General features: G+C 68.0%; 19 protein-coding genes. 11 read left to right on the top strand and 8 right to left on the bottom strand.

Features of this window, described 5'->3' with window-relative positions; translation table 11 throughout:
- Positions 1–7: 7 nt before the first annotated feature.
- The gene (locus AWC12_RS28225; RefSeq protein ID WP_085178195.1) at positions 8–2941 is read right to left on the bottom strand and encodes an MMPL family transporter; all 2934 of its coding nucleotides are present in this window, start codon (positions 2939–2941) and stop codon (positions 8–10) included.
- 280 nt (positions 2942–3221) lie between these two features.
- On the opposite strand from AWC12_RS28225, the gene AWC12_RS28220 reads away from it, so the two are divergent.
- From AWC12_RS28220 to AWC12_RS28205, 4 genes are all read left to right on the top strand, one after another.
- Positions 3222–3632, top strand: coding sequence for a hemophore (locus tag AWC12_RS28220; RefSeq protein ID WP_085178194.1), 411 nt, complete (start codon positions 3222–3224; stop codon positions 3630–3632).
- Positions 3633–3772: 140 nt separating this feature from the next.
- On the top strand, positions 3773–4174 hold the full coding sequence (locus AWC12_RS28215; RefSeq protein ID WP_024449377.1) for a heme-binding protein: 402 nt from the start codon (positions 3773–3775) through the stop codon (positions 4172–4174).
- Positions 4175–4182: 8 nt separating this feature from the next.
- The gene (locus AWC12_RS28210; protein WP_085178193.1) at positions 4183–4929 is read left to right on the top strand and encodes a response regulator transcription factor; all 747 of its coding nucleotides are present in this window, start codon (positions 4183–4185) and stop codon (positions 4927–4929) included.
- Entirely contained in the window at positions 4926–6266 is a 1341-nt protein-coding gene (locus tag AWC12_RS28205) for a HAMP domain-containing sensor histidine kinase (protein WP_085178192.1), read from the top strand. Before AWC12_RS28210 ends, AWC12_RS28205 begins: the two co-directional genes overlap by 4 nt.
- 1 nt (position 6267) lies before the next feature.
- Here the strand turns inward: AWC12_RS28205 and AWC12_RS28200 are convergent, their stop codons facing one another.
- From AWC12_RS28200 to AWC12_RS28190, 3 genes are read right to left on the bottom strand one after another with little or no spacing between them, the layout of a single operon-like run.
- Positions 6268–6645: a DUF3054 domain-containing protein gene (locus AWC12_RS28200; RefSeq protein ID WP_024449374.1), complete on the bottom strand. Its 378-nt coding sequence runs from the start codon at positions 6643–6645 to the stop codon at positions 6268–6270.
- The gene (locus AWC12_RS28195) at positions 6632–7894 is read right to left on the bottom strand and encodes a M23 family metallopeptidase (protein ID WP_085178191.1); all 1263 of its coding nucleotides are present in this window, start codon (positions 7892–7894) and stop codon (positions 6632–6634) included. Before AWC12_RS28195 ends, AWC12_RS28200 begins: the two co-directional genes overlap by 14 nt.
- A 9-nt stretch (positions 7895–7903) precedes the next feature.
- On the bottom strand, positions 7904–9079 hold the full coding sequence (locus AWC12_RS28190; protein ID WP_085178190.1) for a lysylphosphatidylglycerol synthase transmembrane domain-containing protein: 1176 nt from the start codon (positions 9077–9079) through the stop codon (positions 7904–7906).
- A 77-nt stretch (positions 9080–9156) separates the two neighbouring features.
- On the opposite strand from AWC12_RS28190, the gene AWC12_RS28185 reads away from it, so the two are divergent.
- Together AWC12_RS28185 and AWC12_RS28180 are read left to right on the top strand one after the other, a co-directional pair.
- Positions 9157–10311 (top strand): AI-2E family transporter, encoded by a 1155-nt coding sequence (locus tag AWC12_RS28185; protein WP_024449371.1) that lies wholly within the window; start codon positions 9157–9159, stop codon positions 10309–10311.
- 6 nt (positions 10312–10317) lie between these two features.
- Positions 10318–10668 (top strand): cupin domain-containing protein, encoded by a 351-nt coding sequence (locus AWC12_RS28180; protein WP_024449370.1) that lies wholly within the window; start codon positions 10318–10320, stop codon positions 10666–10668.
- Positions 10669–10687: 19 nt separating this feature from the next.
- On the opposite strand, the gene AWC12_RS28175 is transcribed toward AWC12_RS28180, so the two are convergent.
- From AWC12_RS28175 to trmB, 3 genes are all read right to left on the bottom strand, one after another.
- Entirely contained in the window at positions 10688–14002 is a 3315-nt protein-coding gene (locus AWC12_RS28175) for an MMPL family transporter (protein ID WP_085178189.1), read from the bottom strand.
- A gap of 62 nt (positions 14003–14064) precedes the next feature.
- Positions 14065–14790, bottom strand: a complete 726-nt coding sequence (locus AWC12_RS28170) for an NYN domain-containing protein (RefSeq protein WP_085178188.1) — start codon at positions 14788–14790, stop codon at positions 14065–14067.
- Positions 14787–15542: a tRNA (guanosine(46)-N7)-methyltransferase TrmB gene (gene trmB, locus AWC12_RS28165; protein WP_024449367.1), complete on the bottom strand. Its 756-nt coding sequence runs from the start codon at positions 15540–15542 to the stop codon at positions 14787–14789. Before trmB ends, AWC12_RS28170 begins: the two co-directional genes overlap by 4 nt.
- Before the next feature lie 149 nt (positions 15543–15691).
- Here trmB and AWC12_RS28160 point away from each other — a divergent pair, with 149 nt between their 5' ends.
- The 3 genes from AWC12_RS28160 to AWC12_RS28150 all read left to right on the top strand — a co-directional run bounded on the left by AWC12_RS28160 (position 15692) and on the right by AWC12_RS28150 (position 19861).
- A complete protein-coding gene (locus AWC12_RS28160; RefSeq protein ID WP_234814190.1) occupies positions 15692–16672 on the top strand; it encodes a hypothetical protein in 981 nt (326 codons plus the stop codon).
- Between the two features lie 20 nt (positions 16673–16692).
- Entirely contained in the window at positions 16693–17868 is a 1176-nt protein-coding gene (locus AWC12_RS28155) for a hypothetical protein (protein WP_234814189.1), read from the top strand.
- Positions 17869–18031: 163 nt separating this feature from the next.
- The gene (locus AWC12_RS28150) at positions 18032–19861 is read left to right on the top strand and encodes a phosphoenolpyruvate carboxykinase (GTP) (protein ID WP_024449364.1); all 1830 of its coding nucleotides are present in this window, start codon (positions 18032–18034) and stop codon (positions 19859–19861) included.
- A gap of 81 nt (positions 19862–19942) precedes the next feature.
- Here the strand turns inward: AWC12_RS28150 and AWC12_RS31260 are convergent, their stop codons facing one another.
- Complete coding sequence (locus AWC12_RS31260) at positions 19943–20119, bottom strand: hypothetical protein (protein ID WP_165762864.1); 177 nt, start codon at positions 20117–20119, stop codon at positions 19943–19945.
- 236 nt (positions 20120–20355) lie between these two features.
- On the opposite strand from AWC12_RS31260, the gene fadD4 reads away from it, so the two are divergent.
- On the top strand, positions 20356–21876 hold the full coding sequence (fadD4, locus tag AWC12_RS28145; protein WP_085178186.1) for a fatty-acid--CoA ligase FadD4: 1521 nt from the start codon (positions 20356–20358) through the stop codon (positions 21874–21876).
- Complete coding sequence (locus AWC12_RS28140; protein WP_110808769.1) at positions 21873–22751, top strand: enoyl-CoA hydratase/isomerase family protein; 879 nt, start codon at positions 21873–21875, stop codon at positions 22749–22751. Before fadD4 ends, AWC12_RS28140 begins: the two co-directional genes overlap by 4 nt.

Below are 22751 nucleotides of genomic sequence, written 5' to 3'. Positions count from 1 at the left end.
TTCGAGGTCACCTCGCTTCGTCCAGCATCGCCACCGCAACCGAGAGGCAGCGCTGCCTCACCCTGGCCCATTCGGTCTCTCCGTCTGCTCCGGCCGCCGCGATGTCCGGTCCGTCAGACGGCGCGGGCTCGGCCAGTCGGCGCACCAGCTGTGTTGCCACCCAGTGTCCCTGATGGGCGGTCGCCCGCGGCCCGCGCGCCGATGGTCCAGCGTAGTACCGGTCCATGCCTGCCAGCACTTCTGCCGCGGTGTTGGTGTCCATCGAATCCACCAGCTCGGCGAAATCGGTGTAATCGTGCGCGACGTTGCGCTCCATGATCAGGAAACTCTTCAGCCGCAGCGTCTCGGCTCCGGTCGGGATCTGAAGCCGGTCACCGGTGGGCAGCAGCACGTTGGTGGTCTCCATCGGTGCGATCCGCTCGATGCGGCCGTTGTCGGGAGCGGCACGCTCGACCGCCAGCGCGTCGAGCGCAACGTCGAGCCTGCCCCGCCACATCGTCACCGGATGCTTGGGCAGCTTGACCGCGACGGTCTTGCCGTGCGCCCGGTTTGTCACCGCGGCCGTGACGCGTTCGTCGCGCCCGACGCGGGTGCCGGTCATCTTGTGATACGGCGGGCAGCCGCTGAACGCGAGTGGATCAGCGACGGTGATCGCTTGCGGCGCAAGGGTTTTGAACTTGGCGGCGGACTTCACCACGGTGCGGAGATCGGAGCCGGAGGGCGCCAGCGCCGAGATGTCGTCGGGAATGATGACGAGGTCGCCGATGTCTGCCTTGGGCAGCGGCTTCTCGAAGTCGACCGACGGCAGGATGCGGTCCAGCCAGCGCGGCAGCCACCAGTTCCATTCGTCGAACATCGCCATCAGCGCGGGCACCAGCACCAGGCGGACCACCGTGGCGTCCACCGCGATCGCCACCGCGCACGCCACCCCGAGCTGGGCGACCAGCGGCATGCCCGCGAACGCGAAGCCGATGAACACCGCGATCATGATCAGTGCCGCGCTCGTGATGGTGCGGGCGCTGGTCGACACGCCGTAGGCGACTGCGTCACGGGTGTTGCCGGTCTGCAGGAAGCGCTCCCGGATCCGGGTCAGCAGGAAGATCTCGTAGTCCATGGACAGGCCGAATGTCAGCGCCAGCACCAGCGGGGGGATCGTGCTGTCCAGCGACGAGATCTTCTCGAAGCCCAGGTCCTGCAGCCAGCCCCACTGGAACACCACCACCAGCGAGCCGTATGCGGCGGCCACCGACAGCACCGTCATCAGGACGCCCTTGAACGCCAGGAACACCGAGCGGATCGAGACCAGCAACATCACGAACGCGATCAGCGCGACGAACGCGAACACCAGCGGCTGGGTTTCGGAGACCCGGTCGTCGAAGTCCTTGATCAGCGCGGTCGGCCCGCCGACGGAGATGCGGGCCCCGTCACCGGCGACCGGTGGCAGCTGCTCGCGCAGCCAGTCGATGGTGTCGCGCGCCCCCATGTCCTCGGGATCGACCGACAGGACCGCCGAGAGCAGGGCGCTGCGGTAGTCGGTCCCGAACACCGGCGGCGACACCGAGACCGTGTTGGGCGCCTCGGACATCTTCTGTCTCAGCGCCTGCAGCAGGGGCTCTTTGGCGGGTGCGGACGCGGCGTTGCCGTCGGGGAACGTCACGAGGACCCGGACCGGTCCCAGCGCACCGGGGCCCAGCGCCTCGGCTGCGGCGTTCACGCCGCCGCGGATCTCGTGGGTGGCATCGAACTGCCGCTGCATGCTGTTGCCCAGCATCATCGAGAACGCGGGCGCTGCGAACGTCAGCAGCAGCGCCGCGGCGGCCAGCGCTGACACCCACGGCCTGCGCATCACCCAGCCGGTCCAGCGTGTCCAGAACTTCGACTGCGTCGCCTCGACGCCGCGGCCCCAGTGCAGATACGACGACCGTTTGGCCGCTCGTCTGCCGAAGGTGGCCAGCACCGCGGGCGTCAGCGTCGTCGACGTCAGAACCGCGATGGCGACGGCCAGGATCGCGCCTGTGGCCATCGACTGAAGGACCGGTGTGTTGATCAGGTAGATGCCGGTGACCGACGCGATGACCGTCAGCCCCGACATCACCACCGCGAGGCCGGACGTCGCCATCGCGGCGTCGGCGGCGTCCTCGGGTTCCCGGCCGGCGCGCAGTTCCTCCCGGAACCTCATCAGGATGAACAGCGAGTAGTCGATCGCGACGGCGATGCCGAACATTGACACCGTCGACGTCACGAACACCGACATCGTCATGTACATCGACAGGACGAAGACCACGCCCATGGTCACGACGACGGTGCAGATGCCCAGCAGCAGCGGCATCGCCGCGGCGGCCAGCGAGCCGAACACCGCGAGCAGGATGATCAGGACGATCGGGAAGTTCCACTTCTCGGCCTGGGCGATGTCGTGCTTGGTGGCCTCCGTCGCGGCGGCGCCGAGCGCGCCCTGGCCGATGACGTAGAGGCGGACCTTGCCGTTCTCCAGCTCGCCCGGTTCTTCACCGTTGACACCGACCTTCTCGCGCAGCTGCTTGGCGATGTCGACCGCGCCGGTGTTCTCGAAACCCAGTTGCAGAGTGATGACGTAGGGGCGGTCGGGTTGCGGCGGCGGCTGGGCCGGGTTCGGCATCACGGTGACGCTGGGCACCTCGGCGGCCAGCCGCTCCAAGCGCGCGACGGCCTGGTTCATGTCCTCGAACGACGCATCCGCGCGCGGCGAGGCGACGAGCGCCAGCGGGGACGCACCCTGGTCGGGGAACTGTGCCTCGAGTTGACGCTGCACGTACAGCGATTGCGAGCCCGCAACCTCGAAGCCGCCGCCGGTGAGGTTGCCGCTCTGGTTCATGGCCAGATACACCGAGGGCACCAGTAGCAACAGCCAGACCGCGAACACTGCCCAGCGGAACCTGCGCAGGTTGCTGCTCACGCGCATCATGAACTGCTGGATGGGAACTCCCCACTTTCTCCCCGGCTTTTCGTAGCGGAAGCGTACAGCAGGACGCTGTGGGACAACCGTCCCTGACGACCCTGCCAGCAATGCCTCATGCAGCTCTAATGCCTGCGTGAGGGCCGCTGCGGTGGCTGGCCGGGCCGAGGCGATGGCAGTATGTGGTTTCCAGAAGTACAGGGTCGGGGACCTCGCACAACGACACCGTTAATGATCGCAGTCCATTTGCCGAACGACTGCGGCGTTAGCGAACTGTTAGGAGTTCGTCATGCAGCCAGTCAGGGTCGCCGCCGTCGCCGTGTGCGCCGCCGGAGCAACCATGGTGTGGAGTCCGACGGCGGTGGCCGCACCGGATCCGTGCGCGGCCAGCGAGGTCGCCAGAACGGTGGCGGAGGTGGCCACCTACACGGGCAACTATCTGGAGGCCAACCCGAAGACCAACCAAGCCATCACCGCGATCTCGCAACAGCAGGAAGGGCCGCAGTCACTCGCCGCGCTGAAGGCGTACTTCGACGCCAACCCGCAGGTTGCTTCGGACCTTCAACGCCTGCAGTCGCCGCTGCAGTCGCTGTCGGCCCGGTGCAAGCTGCCCCTGACCCTGCCGCAGGCCCTCGGGCTCGTGCAGGCAGCCCAGCAGAGCCCGGAGCTTCCTGCGGCGCAGAACCTCGGCATGCGCTGATTGCGTCTGGGGACTTTCTCACGATTGGTTAACCGCTAGGCAAGAAAGTGCGCGGAGCTTCTGCTTAGCTTTCTAGGATGGTCCCGACCGGCGGCCGACTTCGGCGCGGTCTGTCAACCTCTTCTGAAGAAGGAGCCTTCATGTTGAACTCGGCCCCCATGGTGCGTCGTGCGGTAGCAGGCGTGCTGGGCGCGGGTGCGGTGTCCGGCGCTGTGCTGTTCGGCGTCCTAGGTGCTGCGCCGGCTTCGGCTCAGCCCGTCCCGCAGAACGACCCGCCGAACTGCACCGCGGCCGACTTCGCCGGCGTCGCCTCCGGTGTTTCGGCGGCCACCTCCGCCTACCTGTTCACCCATCCCGAGGTGAACACGTTCTTCAGCAATCTGCACGGCGCGCCGCGTGCCCAGATCGACGCCGAGGTGGCCGAGTACCTCGCCGCCCACCCGCAGATCGAGGCCGAGCTGAAGGGTGTTCGTCAGCCGCTTGCCGACATCAAGCACCGCTGCGGCTTCACCCCGCAGGATCCGGACGGACCCGACTTCTAATCACGACGATGCGGGACAGGGTGGATACTCCTCCCGCTCGCGCGGGGGAGCTGTCCGCCCAGGACGGCGCGGGCCGGACGGTTCTCATGGTGGACGACGACCCGGATGTCCGGACCTCGGTTGCCCGAGGTCTGCGGCATTCCGGGTTCGACGTGCGCGTTGCCGCGACGGGCAGGGAAGCGCTGCGGCTGCTGTCCAGTGAATCCCACGATGCGCTCGTGCTCGACGTGCAGATGCCCGAACTCGACGGGGTCGCCGTGGTGACGGCGCTGCGAGCACTCGGCAACGACATTCCGATCTGCGTGCTGTCGGCGCGCGACACCGTCAACGACCGCATCGCCGGACTCGAGGCCGGCGCCGACGACTACCTCACCAAGCCTTTCGATCTGGGCGAGCTGGTGGCCCGGCTGCATGCGCTGCTGCGGCGGGCACATCACTCCGACCCGACCTCCGATTCGATGACGGTCGGATCGCTGACCATCGACACCGCGCGCAGGCTGGTGTTCGTCGCCGGCGAACGGGTCGCCCTGACCAAGCGGGAGTTCGATCTCCTGGCCGCGCTCGCCGAGAACGCAGGCGTCGTGCTGAGCCGGCAGCGTCTGCTGGAGCTGGTCTGGGGTTACGACTTCGACGTCGACACCAACGTCGCCGACGTGTTCGTGTCCTATCTGCGCCGCAAGCTCGAACGCGACGGGCTTCCCCGCGTCATCCATACGGTGCGCGGTATCGGTTACGTGCTGCGGGAAGAGCCCTGAGACTTCCGAGGTTCCTCAGGTCGGCGTCTCTGCGCACCAGGGTTGCCATCGCGGCGGCGGCCGCCGCGGCTGCCGTCGTCGCCGCGTTCACCATTCTCACCTCGTTGGTACTGGCCAACAACGATGAGGTACAGCTGGATCGGCGTCTCGATGCGATCGTCGACGCCAGCGTGTTTCCCGATCAGCTGACCGACCCGCGCCGCGGGGTGCTGCAGACGGGGCGGTCGCGATCCTCGGGCCAGGTCGTCTTCCAGCGGGGTTTTCAGTTGCCCGCGTTGCCGCCGGGCACCGAGACCGTGATCGTCAACGGGGTGGAGTACCGGGTGCGCACCATCCCGGTGGAGGAAGACGGCGGGGTACTGATGTCGATCGGCATCCGCGCCGACAGCATCCTGTTGAGCCGGGCCAGGATTCCGTTCTACATCGGGGTCGGGGTCGTGACGGTGCTCCTTGCCGGCGTCCTGGGCTGGTTGCTGGCCGGTCCTGCGATCCGCCCGCTGCGCAAACTGACCGAACACACCAAACAGCTCGGTGACGGCAGCGAGCAGATCCCGGCGGTGCACGGAGTCCGCGAGGCCGAGGACCTGTCCGAGGCGATGAGCGCGATGTTGGACCGATTGGCAGCCGCACAGCGGGCCACCACCAACTCGCTGCAGGCCGCCCAGGACTTCGCCGCCAACGCGGCTCACGAACTGCGCACGCCGCTGACCGCGATGCGCGCCGACCTGGACACGCTGCGCATCCACAATCTGCCCGATGACGAGCGCGAAGAAGTCGTCGCCGATCTTTCGCGCGCGCAGCGCAGGGTCGAAGGCATCATCACCGCGCTGGGCCAGCTCGCGTCGGGTCAGCTCGCTCAGGCCGAGGACCGCGAGGTGATCGACGTGGCCGACATGCTCGACCGGGTTGCCCGGGAGAACATGCGGGTGAGCCGCGACGTGCAGATCGACATCGAGGCCGCCGACGACCTGGGTACCGTGCTGGGCTGGCCCAGCGGCCTGAGGCTGGCCGTCGACAACCTGGTGCGCAACGCGATCACCCACGGTGCGGCGACCCGCATCGTGTTGGCCGCGCATCGGGACGCCAACGAGATCACCATCGTCGTCGACGACAACGGCCGGGGCTTGCCCGCCGAGGAGCACGAGACGGTGCTCGGGAGGTTTTCGCGCGGCAGCAACGCCGCGCCGGGCGGTTCAGGGCTGGGGCTGGCGCTGGTGGCTCAGCAGGCCGAGCTGCACGGCGGGGCGATCGCCCTCACCGACGGACCGCTGGGTGGCTTGCGTGCCACCCTTGTGGTGTCGACGTCTCCTGAGCTGCCACAAGATTCGGAGCAGTGATCTAACGGCCGGCGCGCCGTGACAACGCATGGATGACGCCACGCCAGCCGAGCAGCAGCACCGCGGTCGTGATGGATGCGACGACGATGAAGCTCGTCGCGGTGCCCTGCGAGGTGAGCTTGCGCAGCAGCATGCCGACGACGACGGTGGCCACCCAGACGATCAGCCCTGTCGGAGCCAGCGAGGTCGGGCGCTGCCAGCCCCTCGCGAGCAGCCAACCCACGCCGGTGCCCGCCAGGAACGGCCACGCCGTCTCGGCGATCCCCGCGATGGTCAGACCTTCGGCGTGACTGCGCCGCCCGATCGTGCAGAACACCACGACACACAGGAGGTCCGCGGCGAGCGCTTTCAGCGCGAGGGAACGGTCAACGCTCTTCATAGGTCATCACATCGTAAACAAGTGGGGTGGTGCCCTTTTGGTCGCGCGGCGCGAAACCGGGCTCGAGATCGGCGGGCCTGCCGTCGAGCAGGCCGTCGAGGTCGGCGGTGGTTCGCGAGTCGAGGCGGTACGACCCGAAGACGAACGGCAGGCCGTCGGAGCGCAGAGGGTCCGGCGTGCTCATCACATGGAAGTGCAGATGCGGCGCATCGGAGTTGCCGGAGTTGCCTAGCGACGCGATGGACTGGCCGGTGGTCAGCCGGTCGCCGGGCTTGACCTTCACCGAGCCGGTCTGCAGATGGGCGTAGAACGCGTAGTTGCCCTCACCGAGGTCCTGGACGATGTGGTTTCCGCCGTATTCGCCCAGCGCCAAGCCCTTTGGCGTGACACCGGGCACCTGTTCGGGGAGTCCGTCCTGCACGCTGACCACAGGACCGTCGCCCACCGCGAGGATGTCGGCACCGAAATACGGGTAGCTGTCGGTGTTGACCTTGTCTCCGGTGAAGAGCCGGCCGTCAGGGCCGAGCTGGACGTAGTCGATGGCGAAGCGTTCGGCCGCCCAGATCTCACCGTTGATGGGGTTGAGCGCCATTCGGTGTGCCGTCATGTCGCAGCAGCTGTTGCCGTCCAGCCAGTTCGGGCCGGCCAGCGGCGGTGAGATCTCGACGGGCTTGCGCGTCTGGACCGTGACGGGCGCGACCTCCTCTGTCATCGCATCTGGGAACAGGGGCGGCATCGGGTCGGGAACGGTGATCGAGACGGCGTGGGTGAGCTGCTCGGGAATCGGATCGGTGGGCGGCAGCGCCACGTCCAGCCACACCGTCGCGGTTTGGGCCGCACCGATCACCGTTGTCGGCGTGGGGGTTCCGAGCACACGGGTCCAGTACTGCAGGCGGTCTCGGGGCAGGGTGAGCAGCGCCGTGTCCCTGTTGTCTCTGTTGTCGCTGCCGCCGCGCACCTCGACCGACGTCAGGGTCACGTCCTGGGCCAGCGTGTTGGTGACCATCAGCTCGTAGGCCAGGTGGACCTTGCCGTCGGTGGCAGGCACCGGGATGGGTGCGGCCAGGACGCGGCCCACCAATGGGGTGGCGACCGACGGGACCGTGGTGTCCGGGGGCGCCGGGACGGGCGTGGCTGCGGGCAGCGGGGAGGCACTGGTCGCCGCGGGCGTGGTCTCGGGGGACGAGGCGCACGACGCGGTCAACAGCGCTGCGGCGGACAGGACGGCGAGGGTCGAGCGAACCGGCATGGGGCGCAGCTACTTTCGTGGGTCGCGGGGGTCTTCCGGGGGGTCGCCGGAATTCTCTCCCGGAGGGTGTGGCGCATCGGGGTCTGGGCTGAACTGTTCAGCTGCCTCGGCGTCAGGTTCCGGTGTCGTGCGGGAGTCGGGGTCGATTCCGCTCTCGGTGCGGAACATGAAGAAGAACACCACCCAGCCGATGGCAGAGATGAAGATCCAGCTGACGAGGCGATAGATCAGCATGGCCGAGATCGCGGACGCCAGCGACATCCCGCTCGACACCAGGCCGGGCACCAGCACCGCCTCGACCACGAGCAGGCCGCCCGGCATCAGCGGGATGGAGCCGACCGCGCGCGCAGCCGCGTAGGCGACGGTGACGCCGGCGATCGAGGGATGCCCGCCGGTGGCATAGCAGGCGAAGAGCAGGCAAGCGACGTCGGCGACCCAGTTGAACAGCGACCAGCTGAAAGCCTCACCGAGATCGCGGCGGCTGAGCTGCACCGACTCCAGCTGGGTAAGGATCTCGCGCCACTTGGCCAGACCGGTTTGCGGAGGTTTGCCGCGCACCGAGTTCACCCAGCTCAGCACCCGGCCGCCGATGCCCTCGATGAGTTCCGGGCGGGTGGCCACCGCCTGCGCCAGCAGGATCAGCGCGACGAACCCGCCAAGCGAGAAGATCAGCGACAGCGGGTTCTTGCTGGCGCCCAGCAGGAAGGCGCCGCCGAGGCCCAGCAGCGCAAGCCCGACGATCTGGAGCACGCCGGACATGACGAGCTGCCACGAGGCCACCAAAGGTGATGCGCCCCAAAGTCTTTGTTGACGGTAGATGAACGTCGCCGACAGTACCGGGCCGCCGGGCAGCGTCGTCGACAATGCGTTGCCGGCGTAGAACGCCGTCTCGGACCGCCACTGGTGGACGCGCACACCTGCCGATCGCAGCAGCGTGCGCTGGATCTGGGCGAAGCTGTGCATCGAGGCCATCGCCGCGACCACGGCGGCCAGCACCCACAGCGGATTGGCCGACACCACGCTCTTCCACGCCTTGGCCAGCTGGTCGCGCACCAGCGCGAGCTCGACGGCCAGCACGATGACGGCCAGCGCGATCAGAACCCAGCGCAGCCACCAATACTTGCCCCGGGAGCGATGCTGGCCGGGGTCGGCCTGCGTGTCGCTCGCGGGCGCGTCGTGGGACACGCCCTACAGACTAAGCGTAGAAGCGACGAAAACCGCAGATCCGGGGCTTGGGTGGGCGAGCCCGTTACGCTACCGGGATGCCGATCCGCCCGTCTCTGGACTCCTTCGCCGACGCGTCGGTCACTCCCGTGGTGCGTCGGGCGGCGGCCTGGTCGTGGCGTCTCCTGGTGATTTTCGGCGCGGTGCTCACCGTGCTGTGGCTCATGCTGAAGCTCGAGATCCTGGTGGTCCCGGTCGCGTTGGCGACGATAATCGCAGCGCTTCTGATGCCCGTCGTCGACTTCCTCGACAAGCGCGGTGCCCCGCGCGGAGGTGCGGTGGCGCTGGTGCTGCTCACCAGCATTGCGCTGTTCGGGGCGCTGCTCGCGTTCGTCGTGACCCAATTCGTGGAGGGCGCACCCGCTTTGGTGGGCCAAGTCTCGACAAGCATCGAAGGGGTCGGCAAGTGGCTGACCGACGGCCCGCTTCAGGTCAGCGACCAGCAGATCAACCAGGCCCGCGACACCGCCATCGAGGCGTTGCAGAGCAATCAGGAGAAACTCACCAGCGGCGCGCTGTCCACGGCGGGCACGCTGACCGAAATCGTCACCGGTGCCCTGCTGGTCTTCTTCACTCTGATCTTCCTGCTGCACGGCGGCCGCAACATCTTCGGGTTCGTCACCAAAGTGTTCCCCAAGCACGTGCAGGGGCGGGTGCGGGATGCGGGCCGGGCGGGCTTTCGGTCGCTGATCGGCTTTGTGCGCGCGACATTCCTGGTGGCGGCCGTGGACGCGATCGGCATCGGCGTCGGCTTGGCGATCATGGGGGTGCCGCTGGCGCTGCCGCTTGCCTCGCTGGTCTTCATGGGCGCGTTCGTCCCGTTGGTCGGCGCTCTCGTGACCGGCTTTCTGGCGGTGGTTGTCGCGCTGATCGCGAAGGGCTGGGTCTTCGCGCTGATCACGCTCGGCCTGATCATCGCGGTGCAGCAGCTGGAGGGCCATGTCCTGCAACCGCTGGTGATGGGTCGGGCCGTTGCGATCCATCCGCTGGCCATCGTGCTCGCCATCGCTGGCGGCGGCGTGCTCGCCGGGATCGTCGGGGCACTGCTCGCCGTGCCGACGCTGGCATTCCTCAACAGCGCGATTCGCGTTCTGATCGCCGACGACCCCGAAGCCGAGGAAGCGGCGATGGAAGCCGACGACGAGGGCCTCATCAACGCCGAACCCGACGACGTCGAGCCCACGAAAGGCTGACCTGACATGGCCGAACTCGGATCGAACAGCGTGTCCCACGCGGCCGGACTTCATCTCGACCACGAGGCGGTGCCCGGCGACCAACGTGTCGGTGGTGACCCACGGATCGGTGCGGCGGAACTGACCAGCTTCTACGGCGTCGAGGTAGGCGTCTGGGAGATGACGCCGGGTGTCGCCACCGACGTCGAGGTCGACGAGGTCTTCATCGTCCTGGCAGGTTCGGCGACCATCGAGTTCGGTGACGACAGTCCCACGCTCCGGGTCGGTCCCGGCGACGTCGTGCGTCTGGCCGCGGGCGCCGAGACGACGTGGACCGTCACCGAAACCCTGCGCAAGATCTACCTCACCCAGGCCTGACGCGGAATGACCCTCCGAGCTAGAGCCGGCCTTCGCGGCGCAGCAGGTCCTGCGCGCTGAGCCCGCCGCCACCGCGGCGCGGGGTGTCCTCCGAATCGGGCCGTGTATTGAGCTTCTCCGTCGCGGCGTCGGCATCCGTCTTGCGCTGCGCGGGGATGGCCCGGGTGGGCGCGGCGTCGTCGGCCTCGTCACCGTGGGCCTGCGGTATCGCCGTGGTCGGCTCGTTGCTGACGGTGTCAGGCATCGCGCGGGTCGGCTCGGCCGACGGCCGCAGAGGATGAGGCGGACCCGCGGGGGCGTCGGTGCCGCGCAGGTCACCGAGCCACGATTCGATCTCGCGGTCTTCTCGCGGCTGCGGGGCCGCCGGTTTGTCGGACCGTGCGCGCTGCGCCGCCGCGGCGGCGCCGCTCACCGCGCTGCGGACCACGTTCTTGGCGACCGACAGCCGGGTGGTCTGCGGCTCGGGATCCGGCGCGGGGACCGGTGGCGGGGCCACCGGCGGACGCGGCGGTGCGGTCGGGATCCGCGTCGTGCCCTGAGCGGACGGTTCGCCTGTCCGCGGCGGCAACCCGGGTCGGGGGCCGACGGGCGGACGTCCCGGTCCGGGACGGCCGGGTCCGGGGTGGCCGGGATCGTGCGGCGGCAACCCTCGCCCGCCCGCCATGGGCGGCGGGCCGCCCACACCGACGAGTGCCTCGGCGGGTTCGTCACGCTCGTCGCGGACCGTCGGACGCTTGCGCTCGTCGGGGAGTTCCGTCTCACCGAGGCCGAGCTTCTCCTGGATCCGCTTCATCCAGCGCGGCGCCCACCAGCAGTCGTCACCGAGCAGCTTCATGATGGCGGGCACCAGGAACATCCGGATGATCGTCGCGTCCAGCAGCAGCGCGATGAGCAGGCCGAACGCCAAGTACTTCATCATCACCAGGTCGGAGAACACGAACGCGCCTGCGACCACGGCCAGCACCAGCGCCGCGCCCGTGATCAGGCGTCCGGTGGTGGCGGTGCCGATGCGGATCGCCTCCGCCGTGGACATGCCGCGCTCGCGGGCCTCGACCATGCGGGAGACGAGGAAGACCTCGTAGTCGGTCGACAGACCCCAGATCACCGCGATGATCAGGCCGATCATCGGAGCCATCAGCGGCTGAGGTGTGTAGTTCATCAGCCCTGAGCCGTGGCCGTCGACGAACATCCAGGTGAGGATGCCCATCGTGGACCCGAGCGTCAGCGCGCTCATCAGCGCCGCCTTGATCGGCAGCACGATGGATCCGAATGCGAGGAACATCAGGATCGTCGTCGTGACGATCAGCACGACCACCATCAGAGGCAGCTTGTCGAACAGGCTGTGGATGCTGTCCTGTTCCAGCGCGGGGGTACCGCCGACAGAGATGTCGAGGCCGCGGGGAGGCTGGATCGAGCGGAGTTCGTCGATCTTCTGGGACGCGTCGTTGCGGTTGATCAGACCGTTCTGCAGGACCCGGATCGACGGGTCTTTCGAGCCGCCCTCCTGAACGGAGCGCTCCTGCCACATCTTGGAGGGGTCGTTGTCCGGGTCGATGAACCCGCTGATCGTCATCGCCTCGGCGCGGACCTCGGCCAGCTGCTGGTCGGTGACCGGCTCACCGTCCTGCCGTTCGATGACCAACGTCAACGGTTCGGTGCGGAAACCGGGGAAGCTGCGGTCGAAATCCTCCTGCGCCTGGCGCACGCCGTTGTCGGGCGGCAGGTACTTCTCGCTGATGCCGCCGAGCGCGAGCTGTCCCAGCGGGATCACCAGCAGGATCATCACGATCAGAATCGGCGCGGCGAACGCGATCGGCCGCTTCATCACGACATTGACGAGCTTGCCCCAGAAGCCCTTCTCGACTTCGGCGCGTGTCTTGGTCTTCTGCGTCTTCTCCGCCAGCCACTCGACCCACCACACGATCGGTGTGCGGGCCAGCGGCACGTACCGGGCGAGCGCCAGCCCGCCTGCGACGACGGCGACGAAGATGATCACGCCCAGCAGGACCCAGTACAGACCACCGTCCAGGGCGTCCCTGTTGGCCATGACCAGGTAGGTCAGCCAGCCCAGCGTTCCGACGTAGCCGAGCGCCAAGCCGATCATCGTCAGCGGCAGACCTTGCTCGCCGGACTGCCGGATGCGCTTCCTGGCCAGGTGGCCCAGCGCGACGCCGACCGGCGGGACCAGCAGGCCCGCCGGGATCGAGGCGATCGCCAGCGTGTTGGTCTTGGTGTTGGACGGGTCCGAGGTGACGTCGGACTGGATGAACTTCAGCAGCCAACGCACGCCGAGCGCGTCGACACGGGGGCCCAGGATTCCGAGCGCTGCCGGCAGCACGGTGATCGACAGGATCGCCGCCAGCATGACCGAGGCGATGATGGCGTAGGTGATCGACTTGAGGAAGCCCTGCGGGAACAGCAGCAGCGGAACCGAGGACGCGACCAGGATGACGGCCGAGAACATGATGGTGCGGCCCGACGTCATCACGGCGCGCCGGACGGCGGCCTCGGTGTCGTAGCCCTCCGCCAGCTCTTCTCGGAACCGGCTCACCATGAAGAGGCCGTAGTCGATGGCAATGCCCAACCCCATCAGCGTGACGACGGGCTGGGCGAAGAAGTGGACGGGCATGAACTCGGCGAAGACGCGCATGATGCCCAACGCGCCTGCGATCGTCAGGCCGCCGATGATGCCGGGCAGCGCCGCGGCGATCACACCGCCGAATACGAAGAAGAGCACGACGCAGACCAGCGGGATGGCGGCCACCTCGGCACGCTTCTGGTCCTCGCCGATGGTTCCGGTCAGCTCGCTGGCCAGCGGATTCAGGCCGGCCAGCTGGATGCGGCCGTCGTTGACCTCGGAGAGCTGGGGCTCGATGGCCTGGTAGTTCTTCAGGATCTCGTCGTCGTCGTCGCCCTTGAGCGGGATGCTGATGAAGGTCTTCGACTCGTCAGCGGTCTTCATCTGCTGCACGGTCGGGGAGTCGCTGTCCGGCGCGCGCAGCCAGCCGACCCAGCTGACGATCTGGTCCTCGTGGTCGGCGACGAGGTCGTTGAGCTCATCGGTGACCGTCTTGATCCACTCGGGATCGGTGACCTTCTCACCGTCGGGCGGCGTCAGGATCGCCACGACGTGGCTGGTGCGGTCGCGGCCGTAAGCCTCGTCCGAAACCAGCGACGCGTGGACGGATTGGCTGCCCTCGTCATAGAAACCGCTCTGGGTGACGTGCTGTCCCAGGCTGATGCCGTAGACGCCGCCGCCCAGGCACAGTGCGACCATGACACCGATCACTATGTATCGGTACTGGTACACCGTTCGACCCCACCAGGCGAACACGTTCAGCTCCTAACGGTCATGTCTGTCGGCCCGCGCACGTCGAAACCGAGGCTTTTAGTTTTCTAGACGCGCGAGGTCAGGAGCGACGACAGCGGCCGGAACGGCTGCAGCCAAGCGCCCTGCTCGGGCAGCGAATCGAGTCCGATCCGCGGTAACGGCTCCCGGAAGACACCAGCGATGTCCTCCAGATCGACGAACTCCAAGGTATCCGACGCTAACGCCCAACTGGCATGTTCGCGAAATCCGAGCACCTGGACTGCGACGCCGTCCCTGGCGATGTCCTCCAGCGGCAGTTTGAACGCCTGACCGTCGGCGGAAGCAACGATGAGACCGGCAAGTCCCTGGCTGTTGCGCAGGGCGATATGGGCCAGCATGTCGCTGTCGACGTCGCTGTCTTCGTCCACCTTCGGTTTGGCGAACACCGCGAAGCCCACGTTACGCAAGGCCTCCACCCAGGGCCGCACGACATCGGCACTGCCCGGGGCGATGTTGGTGAAGACGGTTGCCTCGGGCTCCAGGGCCACCGCGCGTCCACTGTCCGCGTACTCGGCAGACAGCTCGGCAGTGCGCGAGAGCAGCCAGCGGCCCAGCGCGTCGAACCGCGGGCGGTGCGCGGCAGTGGGACGGCCGCCGAGGATCGAGCCGAGACCCATGTCGAGGTTCGGGGCGTCCCAGACGAGGAGGACCCGCCCGGCCTGCGGTGCCGCCTCGGCGCCGAGCTCGGCCGGCGTGACGACCTCGGGGGTGTCGGGCAGCGCTGCGGCGTGCAGGTTGTCGGTGAGGCTCACGGCGTCCTCTCCCAGAGCAGTTCGGTCACGATCGGCCCCGCGAGTGCCTTGCGCTCGTACTTCGTCACGGGCCGGGCGACCGAGATCGGCAGGTCGTCATCGACGGCGACGCGGCGCAACCGGGGCTCGGCGTCGCCGACCTCGGCGATGTGCTCGGCATAACCCTGGTGGTCGGTGGCCGCGTGCAGCACACCGCCGGGGCGGAGCCGGTCGGCGATCAGAGCCACGGTGTCGGGCTGCAGAAGACGGCGCTTGTGGTGACGTGCTTTCGGCCACGGGTCGGGGAAGAAGACCCGGACGCCGGTGAGTGACTCCGGGCCGAACATCGAGGTGAGGACGTCGACGCCGTCACCGCGGATGAGCCGGATGTTGGCGACCTGTTCGCGGTCGATGGCGCTCAGCAGCTGCGCCAGCCCGCGTCGGTAGACCTCGACGGCGACGACGTCGATGTCGGGCTCGGCCTTCGCCATCGCCAGGGTGGACGTGCCCGTGCCGCACCCGATCTCCAGGACGACGGGGGCGTGCCTGCCGAACCACGCGTCGGTGTCCAGGGGACCGGCCGGGTTGTCGCCGTCACGGGCCTGGCGGCCGAGTTGCGGCCACAGCCGGTCCCAGGTGGCCTGCTGGTTGTCCGAGATCGTCGAGCGACGCGCGCGGAAGCTGGTGACGCGCCGGTTGAAGTGCGGGTGAGGTGAATCCGCGGATGCGGCGACCTCGGAACCCGTTGACTGCATCCGTCCATGGTCGCCTATCAACGCCCTGCTCCCCGCATCGTGTTACAGATTGATACCCAACAGTTGCCTTCTCCTGGTACAGGCGGTTACCCAGGCCACGGGCTCGCAAAAGATGTGTCGTTGCCCTCTCGTGACCGGTGCCACGATGTACCCCGGGGGGAGCATCGATGTCGTCACCTGTTCCGGCGTTGGCCGATGTTCTGGGACGCTACGCCGCGTCGACGGGAGCGCAGCGGCTGCGCGCGATCGAAGCGCGGCTACGTGCTCCTCTCGCGGTCGCCGTGGTCGGCCGTCCGGGGGTGGGTCGCGGCGCCGTGGCGCGTGCGTTGACCGGCGCCGGGGTCGCAGTGGTTACCGACGCGGCCGACGTCCGTGTCGTGGTCATCGCCGAGACACCGAAGCCCGAAGATCGGCGCGCGCTGCGAGGTGATCTGCCGTCGCTGGTCGTCCTCAACAAAGCCGATCTGTCCGGCCGAGTCGTCGGCGGTCCGCTGGCGGCGGCCAGGCGCAGCGCCGACGACATCGCCGTCGCGGTGGGGCGACCCGTCGTGCCGATGGTCGCCCACCTCGCCGAGGTCGAGCTCGACGGCGAGCTGATCGACGCGCTTCGGACGCTGGCCACCGAGCCCGCCGACATGACGTCGACCGATGCCTTCGTCGGTTCTGACCACGTGGTGCCCGCACCGATTCGGCGGCGCCTGCTCGAACGCTTCGACCGTTTCGGCCTGGCCCACGCCGTGCTGGCCGTCGTCGAGGGCGCAGGGGCGGACGCGGTGGCGGCCAGAGTGCGGGGGTTGAGCCAGACCGAGGCGGTCGTTGAGCGGCTCGGGGGTTTCGCCGCCGAGGTCGGGTACCGGCGGGCACGTGCCGCCCTGGTGACGCTGGAGGGGGCGGCCACCGAAACCCGCGACGACGATCTCGCGGCGTTCCTGGCCGGCGACGAGGTGGTGATCGCGATGATGGCGGCCGCTGTCGGACTGTTCGAGGCCTCGGGTCTGCGGGTAGACCCGGGCGACGACCCGGACACCCACGTGCGGCGGGCGGTGCAGTGGCGCCGCTACGCCGACGGCCCGCTGGATGCGCTCCATCGCCGGTGCGCTGCTGAGATCTCGCGCGGGTCGCTGCGACTGCTCGGGCAGGCGCGGTGAGCGCACAAGACGTGGTCTTGGTGACGGGCCCCCCGCGCGCCGGGGTCACCTCGATGGCTGCCGCGTTGCGGCGACGGATGCCGTCATACCGGTTCGTCGAAGCGGATGACGTCGGCGGGATGCCTGTGCCGGTAGCGGTCGTCTTCGTCGCATCGGCGGTCGCCCCGGTCGTCGAATCCGATTGCGCGCTGGTGGATTTTGCGACGAATGTGGTGATCGGCGTGGTGTCGAAGATCGACGACCACCGTGACTGGCGGCGCGTCCTGGCAGCCAACCGTGAGCGGCTCGGCATGCCGTGGATCGGTGCGGCGGCCGCGCCCCGGCTGGGGAAGCCGAGCCTGGACGAGCTTGTCCGCCTGATGGAGGCCGAACTTGCCGATCCGGAGCGAATCACGCTGCGCACGAGGGAGTTTCGCGCGGCGCTACTTCGCGATGAGCGGGAGGAGCTGTCACGCCGCAGGCGGGTGGCGGTGTCGGACCGGGCGCGCACGCTCCGCAGCGATGTCCAGCAGGCGCGACTGGTTTCGACGCAGACCGCGCGCAGGCGGTGTGCGGCCCTGCGGGCGGAGTTGATCGACGAGACTGCGACTCTGCGCAGCCACCAGGTGCCGGGCTTCGCGGAACGCGTCAGGCGCCGGTGCGACGACGTCCTGGCCGAGATCGACAGCGACATCGCCGCGCACACCAACCACACCGCCACGTGGTTCGCGGTCGCCGTCACGGGTCCGCCGCTGCGGTCACACCGCCTGGAGAACCGCTTGATGGCTGTGCTCGGGGCGGGCTTCGGGTTCGGGGTCGCGCTGGTGGTGACGCGGTTGGTGACAGGCCTGGCGCCGGGGCTGGCGGCGGCGGGCCTGGTCACCGGCGTCGGCGTGGGCGCGGCGACCGCGGTGTGGGTGATCCGCGCCCGTGCCCTGCTGCACGTCCGAGCTGTCCTTCAGTCGTGGGTGGTCGAGATTTCTGCCGCGGTGCGGGCCGCTGCAGAGGAAAAGGTGGCGACGAGCATGCTGGCGGCCGAAGCGGCGTTGGCATCCGAAAGTGCCGCCGCGGGCGCCGCGGAGGACGTCGAGTTCGGGCGGAAAATCGCGGCGATCGATGCCGAACTCCGGAAACATTTGCGTTCCCGGGAGGACCCGCACTTGTTACCGCTGGGTAGACCTCCCGGTGAAAGCCATCTGAATCGTTCCTGTGAGTGAATGGACATAGTCCTGAATTCCCGCGGGTATGTCACCCGCGTTAACCTCAATACACAGTGACGGTCGTGGCTGCCATCGAAGGGACGAGCGTGTGAGCTCGCTTTTCGTCGCCGCCCGCGTTTCTGGCAGACCTTTCGCAGAAGATGCAGGGAGACAACACAGCATGACCGCAGCGACGATTCCGGGACTGGATTCCGCACCGACCAACCACCAGGGACTGCTCGCTTGGGTTCGCGAAGTTGCCGAGCTGACCCAGCCGGACCGCGTCGCGTGGGCCGACGGATCCGAAGAAGAGTACGAGAGGGTGTGCGCTCAGCTCGTCGAGGCAGGCACCTTCCAGAAGCTGAACCCCGATAAGCAGCCGAACTCCTATCTGGCGCTCTCCGATCCGTCCGACGTCGCCCGCGTCGAGTCGCGGACCTACATCTGCAGCCAGCGCGAGATCGACGCCGGGCCCACCAACAACTGGATGGACCCCGCCGAGATGCGCGGCATCATGACCGACCTCTACCGCGGTTCGATGCGCGGACGCACCATGTGGGTGGTGCCGTTCTGCATGGGCCCGCTCGATGCCGAGGACCCCAAGCTCGGTGTGGAGATCACCGACTCGGAGTACGTGGTCGTGTCGATGCGCACCATGACCCGGATGGGTGCCGCGGCGCTGGAGAAGCTGGGCGAGGACGGCTTCTTCGTCAAAGCCCTGCACTCACTGGGTGCCCCCCTGGAGCCGGGGCAAAAGGACGTGCCGTGGCCGTGTAACGACACGAAGTACATCACTCACTTTCCGGAGACCCGCGAGATCTGGAGCTACGGCTCGGGCTACGGCGGAAACGCACTGCTCGGTAAGAAGTGCTACTCGCTGCGCATCGCATCGGCGATGGCCCACGACGAGGGCTGGCTCGCCGAGCACATGCTGATCCTCAAGCTGATCTCGCCGGAGAACAAGGCGTACTACATTGCCGCGGCCTTCCCGTCGGCGTGCGGCAAGACCAACCTCGCGATGCTGCAGCCCACCATCCCGGGCTGGCGCGCCGAGACCGTGGGTGACGACATCGCCTGGATGCGGTTCGGCAAGGACGGCCGCCTGTACGCCACCAACCCCGAGTTCGGTTTCTTCGGTGTCGCGCCGGGCACCAACTGGGACTCCAACCCCAATGCGATGAAGACCATCGCGGGGGGCAACACCGTCTTCACCAACGTCGCCAAGACCGACGACGGCGACGTGTGGTGGGAGGGCCTCGAGGGCGAGCCCGATCACCTGATCGACTGGAAGGGCAACGACTGGATCCTGCGCGAGACGGAAACCAAGGCGGCACATCCGAACTCGCGCTACTGCACGCCGATCGCGCAGTGCCCGACGCTCGCGCCGGAGTGGGATGACCCGCAGGGTGTGCCGATCTCGGCGATCCTGTTCGGCGGCCGCCGCAAGACGACCGTCCCGCTGATCACCGAGGCCCGCGACTGGCAGCACGGCGTGTTCATCGGGGCCACGCTGGGCTCCGAGCAGACCGCCGCCGCCGAAGGCAAGGTCGGCACAGTGCGCCGCGACCCGATGGCGATGCTGCCGTTCCTCGGCTACAACGTCGGCGACTACTTCCAGCACTGGATCAACATCGGCAAGAACGCCGACGAGTCGCAGCTGCCGAAGGTGTTCTTCGTCAACTGGTTCCGCCGCGGCGACGACGGACGCTTCCTGTGGCCCGGCTTTGGTGAGAACAGCCGCGTGCTGAAGTGGGCCGTCGAGCGCATCGAGCACACCGCGGAGGGCAAGAGCACGCCGATCGGCATCGTCCCCACCGCCTCGGATCTCGACCTCGAGGGCTTGGACGTCGACGCCGACGATGTGGACCTCGCGCTGGCGGTCAATGCCGAGGAGTGGCGCAAGGAACTGCCGCTGATCGAGGAGTGGTTCGAATTCGTCGGCGAGAAGCTGCCGACGGGCATCAAGGACGAGTTCGACGCGCTGAAGACCCGCCTGGCCGAAGAGAGCTAGCTAGTAGCGCACCGTTGCACCGCGAGCGCGCGTGTCTGTCCGTGGACACGCCGCTCGCGGCGTGCGTTAAGGGCGCACTCGTCAGGACAGCGGTGCAGCGTCCTCCGGTCGTTCCGGCGCGGCGCCGACCAGCTTGGCGCGGGCCCGGCGATGTTCGACGAACAACCAGCCAAGGCCGCCGGCAACCAGAAGCACTGCAGTGACGACTCCGGCCAGCGCGGCGCCGTTACGGCCGACGGCAAAGCCGGTCAGGCTCAACAGCGAACGCCAACAGACCCGCGGCGACCAACGCGTGACCTGGCCAGCGGGCCGGATCCTTGAGGGTTTCGCCGGCCACAGGACCGGCGGTGACGGCATTTCCTGTGGACGTGTGCGTTGTCATGGACATAGATATTGAGGCGCCAGCCAGCTGTCGAACCGAACGCAAAACGGATGTGGCGTCAGTCACGTGCGCTGCTTGACAGGTGTCAAGTTTGATTTTGTAGAGTCTTCGCATGCAGATCCGCGACACCGCTGTTGCCGCCCCTGACAAGCCCGCCATCGTCATGTATCCGTCCGGCACGGTGGTCACATTCGGTGAGTTGGAGGCCCGGGCGAACCGGCTCGCGCACCTGTTCCGCGACGCGGGCCTCGTCGAAGGCGACGCCGTCGCGATCCTGATGGAGAACAACCAGCACATGCATGCGGTCATGTGGGCCGCTCGTCGCTGCGGCCTCTACTACGTACCGATCAACACGCACCTGACCGCCGCCGAGGCGGCCTACATCATCGACAACAGCAGCGCGAAGGCGATCGTCGGTTCCGGCAAGCTCACCGACACCCTCGCCGGGCTCGCCGCGGAGCTCCCCAACGGTCTCCCCCCGCTGCGCATCATCGCCGACGGACGGCTCGACGGCTGGCAGAGCTACCCCGAATGCGTTGCGGATCAACCAGATACGCCGATCGACGACGAGATCGAGGGTGACCTGCTGCAGTACTCTTCGGGCACCACGGGACGCCCCAAGGGCATCAAGCGCGCGCTGCCCCACGTGCCGCCGTCCGAGTCGCCCGGCCTGATGGCAGCGCTGGTCTCGTTCTGGATGCACCCCGACGCCGTCTACCTCAGCCCCGCACCGCTGTACCACACTGCGCCCTCGGTGTGGTCCATGCAGACGCAGGCCGGCGGCATCACCACGGTCGTGATGGAGAAGTTCGACGCCGAAGGCGCTCTCGACGCGATCGCCAAACATCATGTGACACACGGCCAGTTCGTACCGGTGATGTTCACCCGCATGCTGAAGCTCCCCGAAGAGGTCCGCACGTCCTACGACGTGTCCAGCCTGGAACGGGTCATGCACGCGGCCGCCCCGTGCCCCGTCGAGATCAAGAAACAGATGATCGACTGGTGGGGCCCCATCATCGACGAGTACTACGCATCGTCCGAGGCCCACGGCTCCACGCTGATCACCGCGGAGGAATGGCTGACCCACCCGGGCTCGGTCGGGCGCCCGCTGGCGGGCACGCTGCACATCGTCGGCGAGGACGGTACCGAACTACCGCCGGGCGAGGCCGGCGAAATCTACTTCGAAGGCGGTTTCGACTTCGAATACCTCAACGATCCGGACAAAACCGCCAAGTCGCGGCACCGGCACGGCTGGAAGACCGTCGGCGACATCGGCTACGTCGACGACGAGGGCTATCTCTACCTCACCGACCGCCGGCATCACATGATCATCTCGGGCGGGGTGAACATCTACCCGCAGGAAGCCGAGAACATGCTCGTCACCCACCCCAAGGTGATGGACGCCGCGGTGTTCGGCGTGCCCGACGACGAGATGGGGCAGCGCGTCATGGGTGTCGTGCAGACCGTCGACCCCGCCGATGCCACAACTGAATTCGCGGAGGAATTGGTTGCGTGGTTGCGAGATCGATTGGCGCACTACAAATGCCCACGGTCGATCTCTTTCGAAGCGCAGCTTCCCCGCACGGACACCGGAAAGCTTTACAAGCAGGAGCTGATAAGCAAGTACTCGTGAACACGCTGGCCGGGGGAGTGCGGGTCGCCGTCGGGGATCCGTCCGACGACGCGACGTTCACGCTGACCGAGGATGCCACCGACGACCGTTGCGCGATCACCGTGGAATCCGTCCCCGATGCGCTTGCCGAGCTCAGCGCGCGCTGCGAGCGCTGGCCGCAGACGGCCGCAGTCTGCGACGACGTCCTGCGCGCCGTCGACCCGGCCGCCTCGACGTTCCCTGGAATCGTCACCGAGTCGCTGGCCTACTCGACACTGCAATCCGGCGCGGAATTCGCGCGCTGGCTGGCAGAGCGTGGCCCCGCGGTGGTGCCGCAGATCGCGGATCCCGTTGTTGCTGAACGTGATAACGACCGCCTGACGGTCCGGTTCAACCGACCGGGCCGGCACAACGCGTTCTCCACCGACGCCAGGGCCGCGCTGCTCGAGGCGCTGGAGGTCGCCCGTCTCGATCCGTCGGTAACCGAGATGGTGCTGACCGGCAATGGCCCGTCCTTCTGCAGCGGAGGCGACCTCGCCGAGTTCGGCACCTTCGCCGATCCGGCCAGCGCCCACATCGCCCGTACCCGCCACAGCCCCGCGCTCGTGCTCGATGAGATCACCGCCCGGCTGGGGCGGGCCTGCCGCGCCGAGATCCACGGACAGGTGCAGGGCAGCGGGTTGGAGATGGCGGCCTTCTGCGGATGGATCGCCTGTCATCCCGACGCGGTGCTCGGACTTCCCGAGCTGGCGCTCGGCCTGATCCCGGGGGCGGGCGGCACCGTCAGCATCACCCGCCGCATCGGCCGCTGGCGCACCGCCTATCTCGTGCTGTCGGGCCGATCGATCGACGCCGATACGGCGCTGCGGTGGGGCCTGGTCGACGAAATCGGCTGA

The sequence above is a fragment of the Mycolicibacterium iranicum genome (assembly GCF_002101705.1).
Classification (GTDB): domain Bacteria; phylum Actinomycetota; class Actinomycetes; order Mycobacteriales; family Mycobacteriaceae; genus Mycobacterium; species Mycobacterium iranicum.
Note: the sequence above shows the minus strand (reverse complement) of the source record. Positions and strands in the feature narration are given on the sequence as shown.

Excerpts from the sequence above, each read along its gene's own strand:
- AWC12_RS28225 (WP_085178195.1), bottom strand. The coding sequence starts at position 2,941 with ATGATGCGCGTGAGCAGCAACCTGCGCAGGTTCCGCTGGGCAGTGTTC.
- AWC12_RS28220 (WP_085178194.1), top strand. The coding sequence starts at position 3,222 with ATGCAGCCAGTCAGGGTCGCCGCCGTCGCCGTGTGCGCCGCCGGAGCA.
- AWC12_RS28215 (WP_024449377.1), top strand. The coding sequence starts at position 3,773 with ATGTTGAACTCGGCCCCCATGGTGCGTCGTGCGGTAGCAGGCGTGCTG.
- AWC12_RS28210 (WP_085178193.1), top strand. The coding sequence starts at position 4,183 with ATGCGGGACAGGGTGGATACTCCTCCCGCTCGCGCGGGGGAGCTGTCC.
- AWC12_RS28200 (WP_024449374.1), bottom strand. The coding sequence starts at position 6,645 with ATGAAGAGCGTTGACCGTTCCCTCGCGCTGAAAGCGCTCGCCGCGGAC.
- AWC12_RS28195 (WP_085178191.1), bottom strand. The coding sequence starts at position 7,894 with ATGCCGGTTCGCTCGACCCTCGCCGTCCTGTCCGCCGCAGCGCTGTTG.
- AWC12_RS28185 (WP_024449371.1), top strand. The coding sequence starts at position 9,157 with ATGCCGATCCGCCCGTCTCTGGACTCCTTCGCCGACGCGTCGGTCACT.
- AWC12_RS28180 (WP_024449370.1), top strand. The coding sequence starts at position 10,318 with ATGGCCGAACTCGGATCGAACAGCGTGTCCCACGCGGCCGGACTTCAT.
- AWC12_RS28160 (WP_234814190.1), top strand. The coding sequence starts at position 15,692 with ATGTCGTCACCTGTTCCGGCGTTGGCCGATGTTCTGGGACGCTACGCC.
- AWC12_RS28150 (WP_024449364.1), top strand. The coding sequence starts at position 18,032 with ATGACCGCAGCGACGATTCCGGGACTGGATTCCGCACCGACCAACCAC.
- fadD4 (WP_085178186.1), top strand. The coding sequence starts at position 20,356 with ATGCAGATCCGCGACACCGCTGTTGCCGCCCCTGACAAGCCCGCCATC.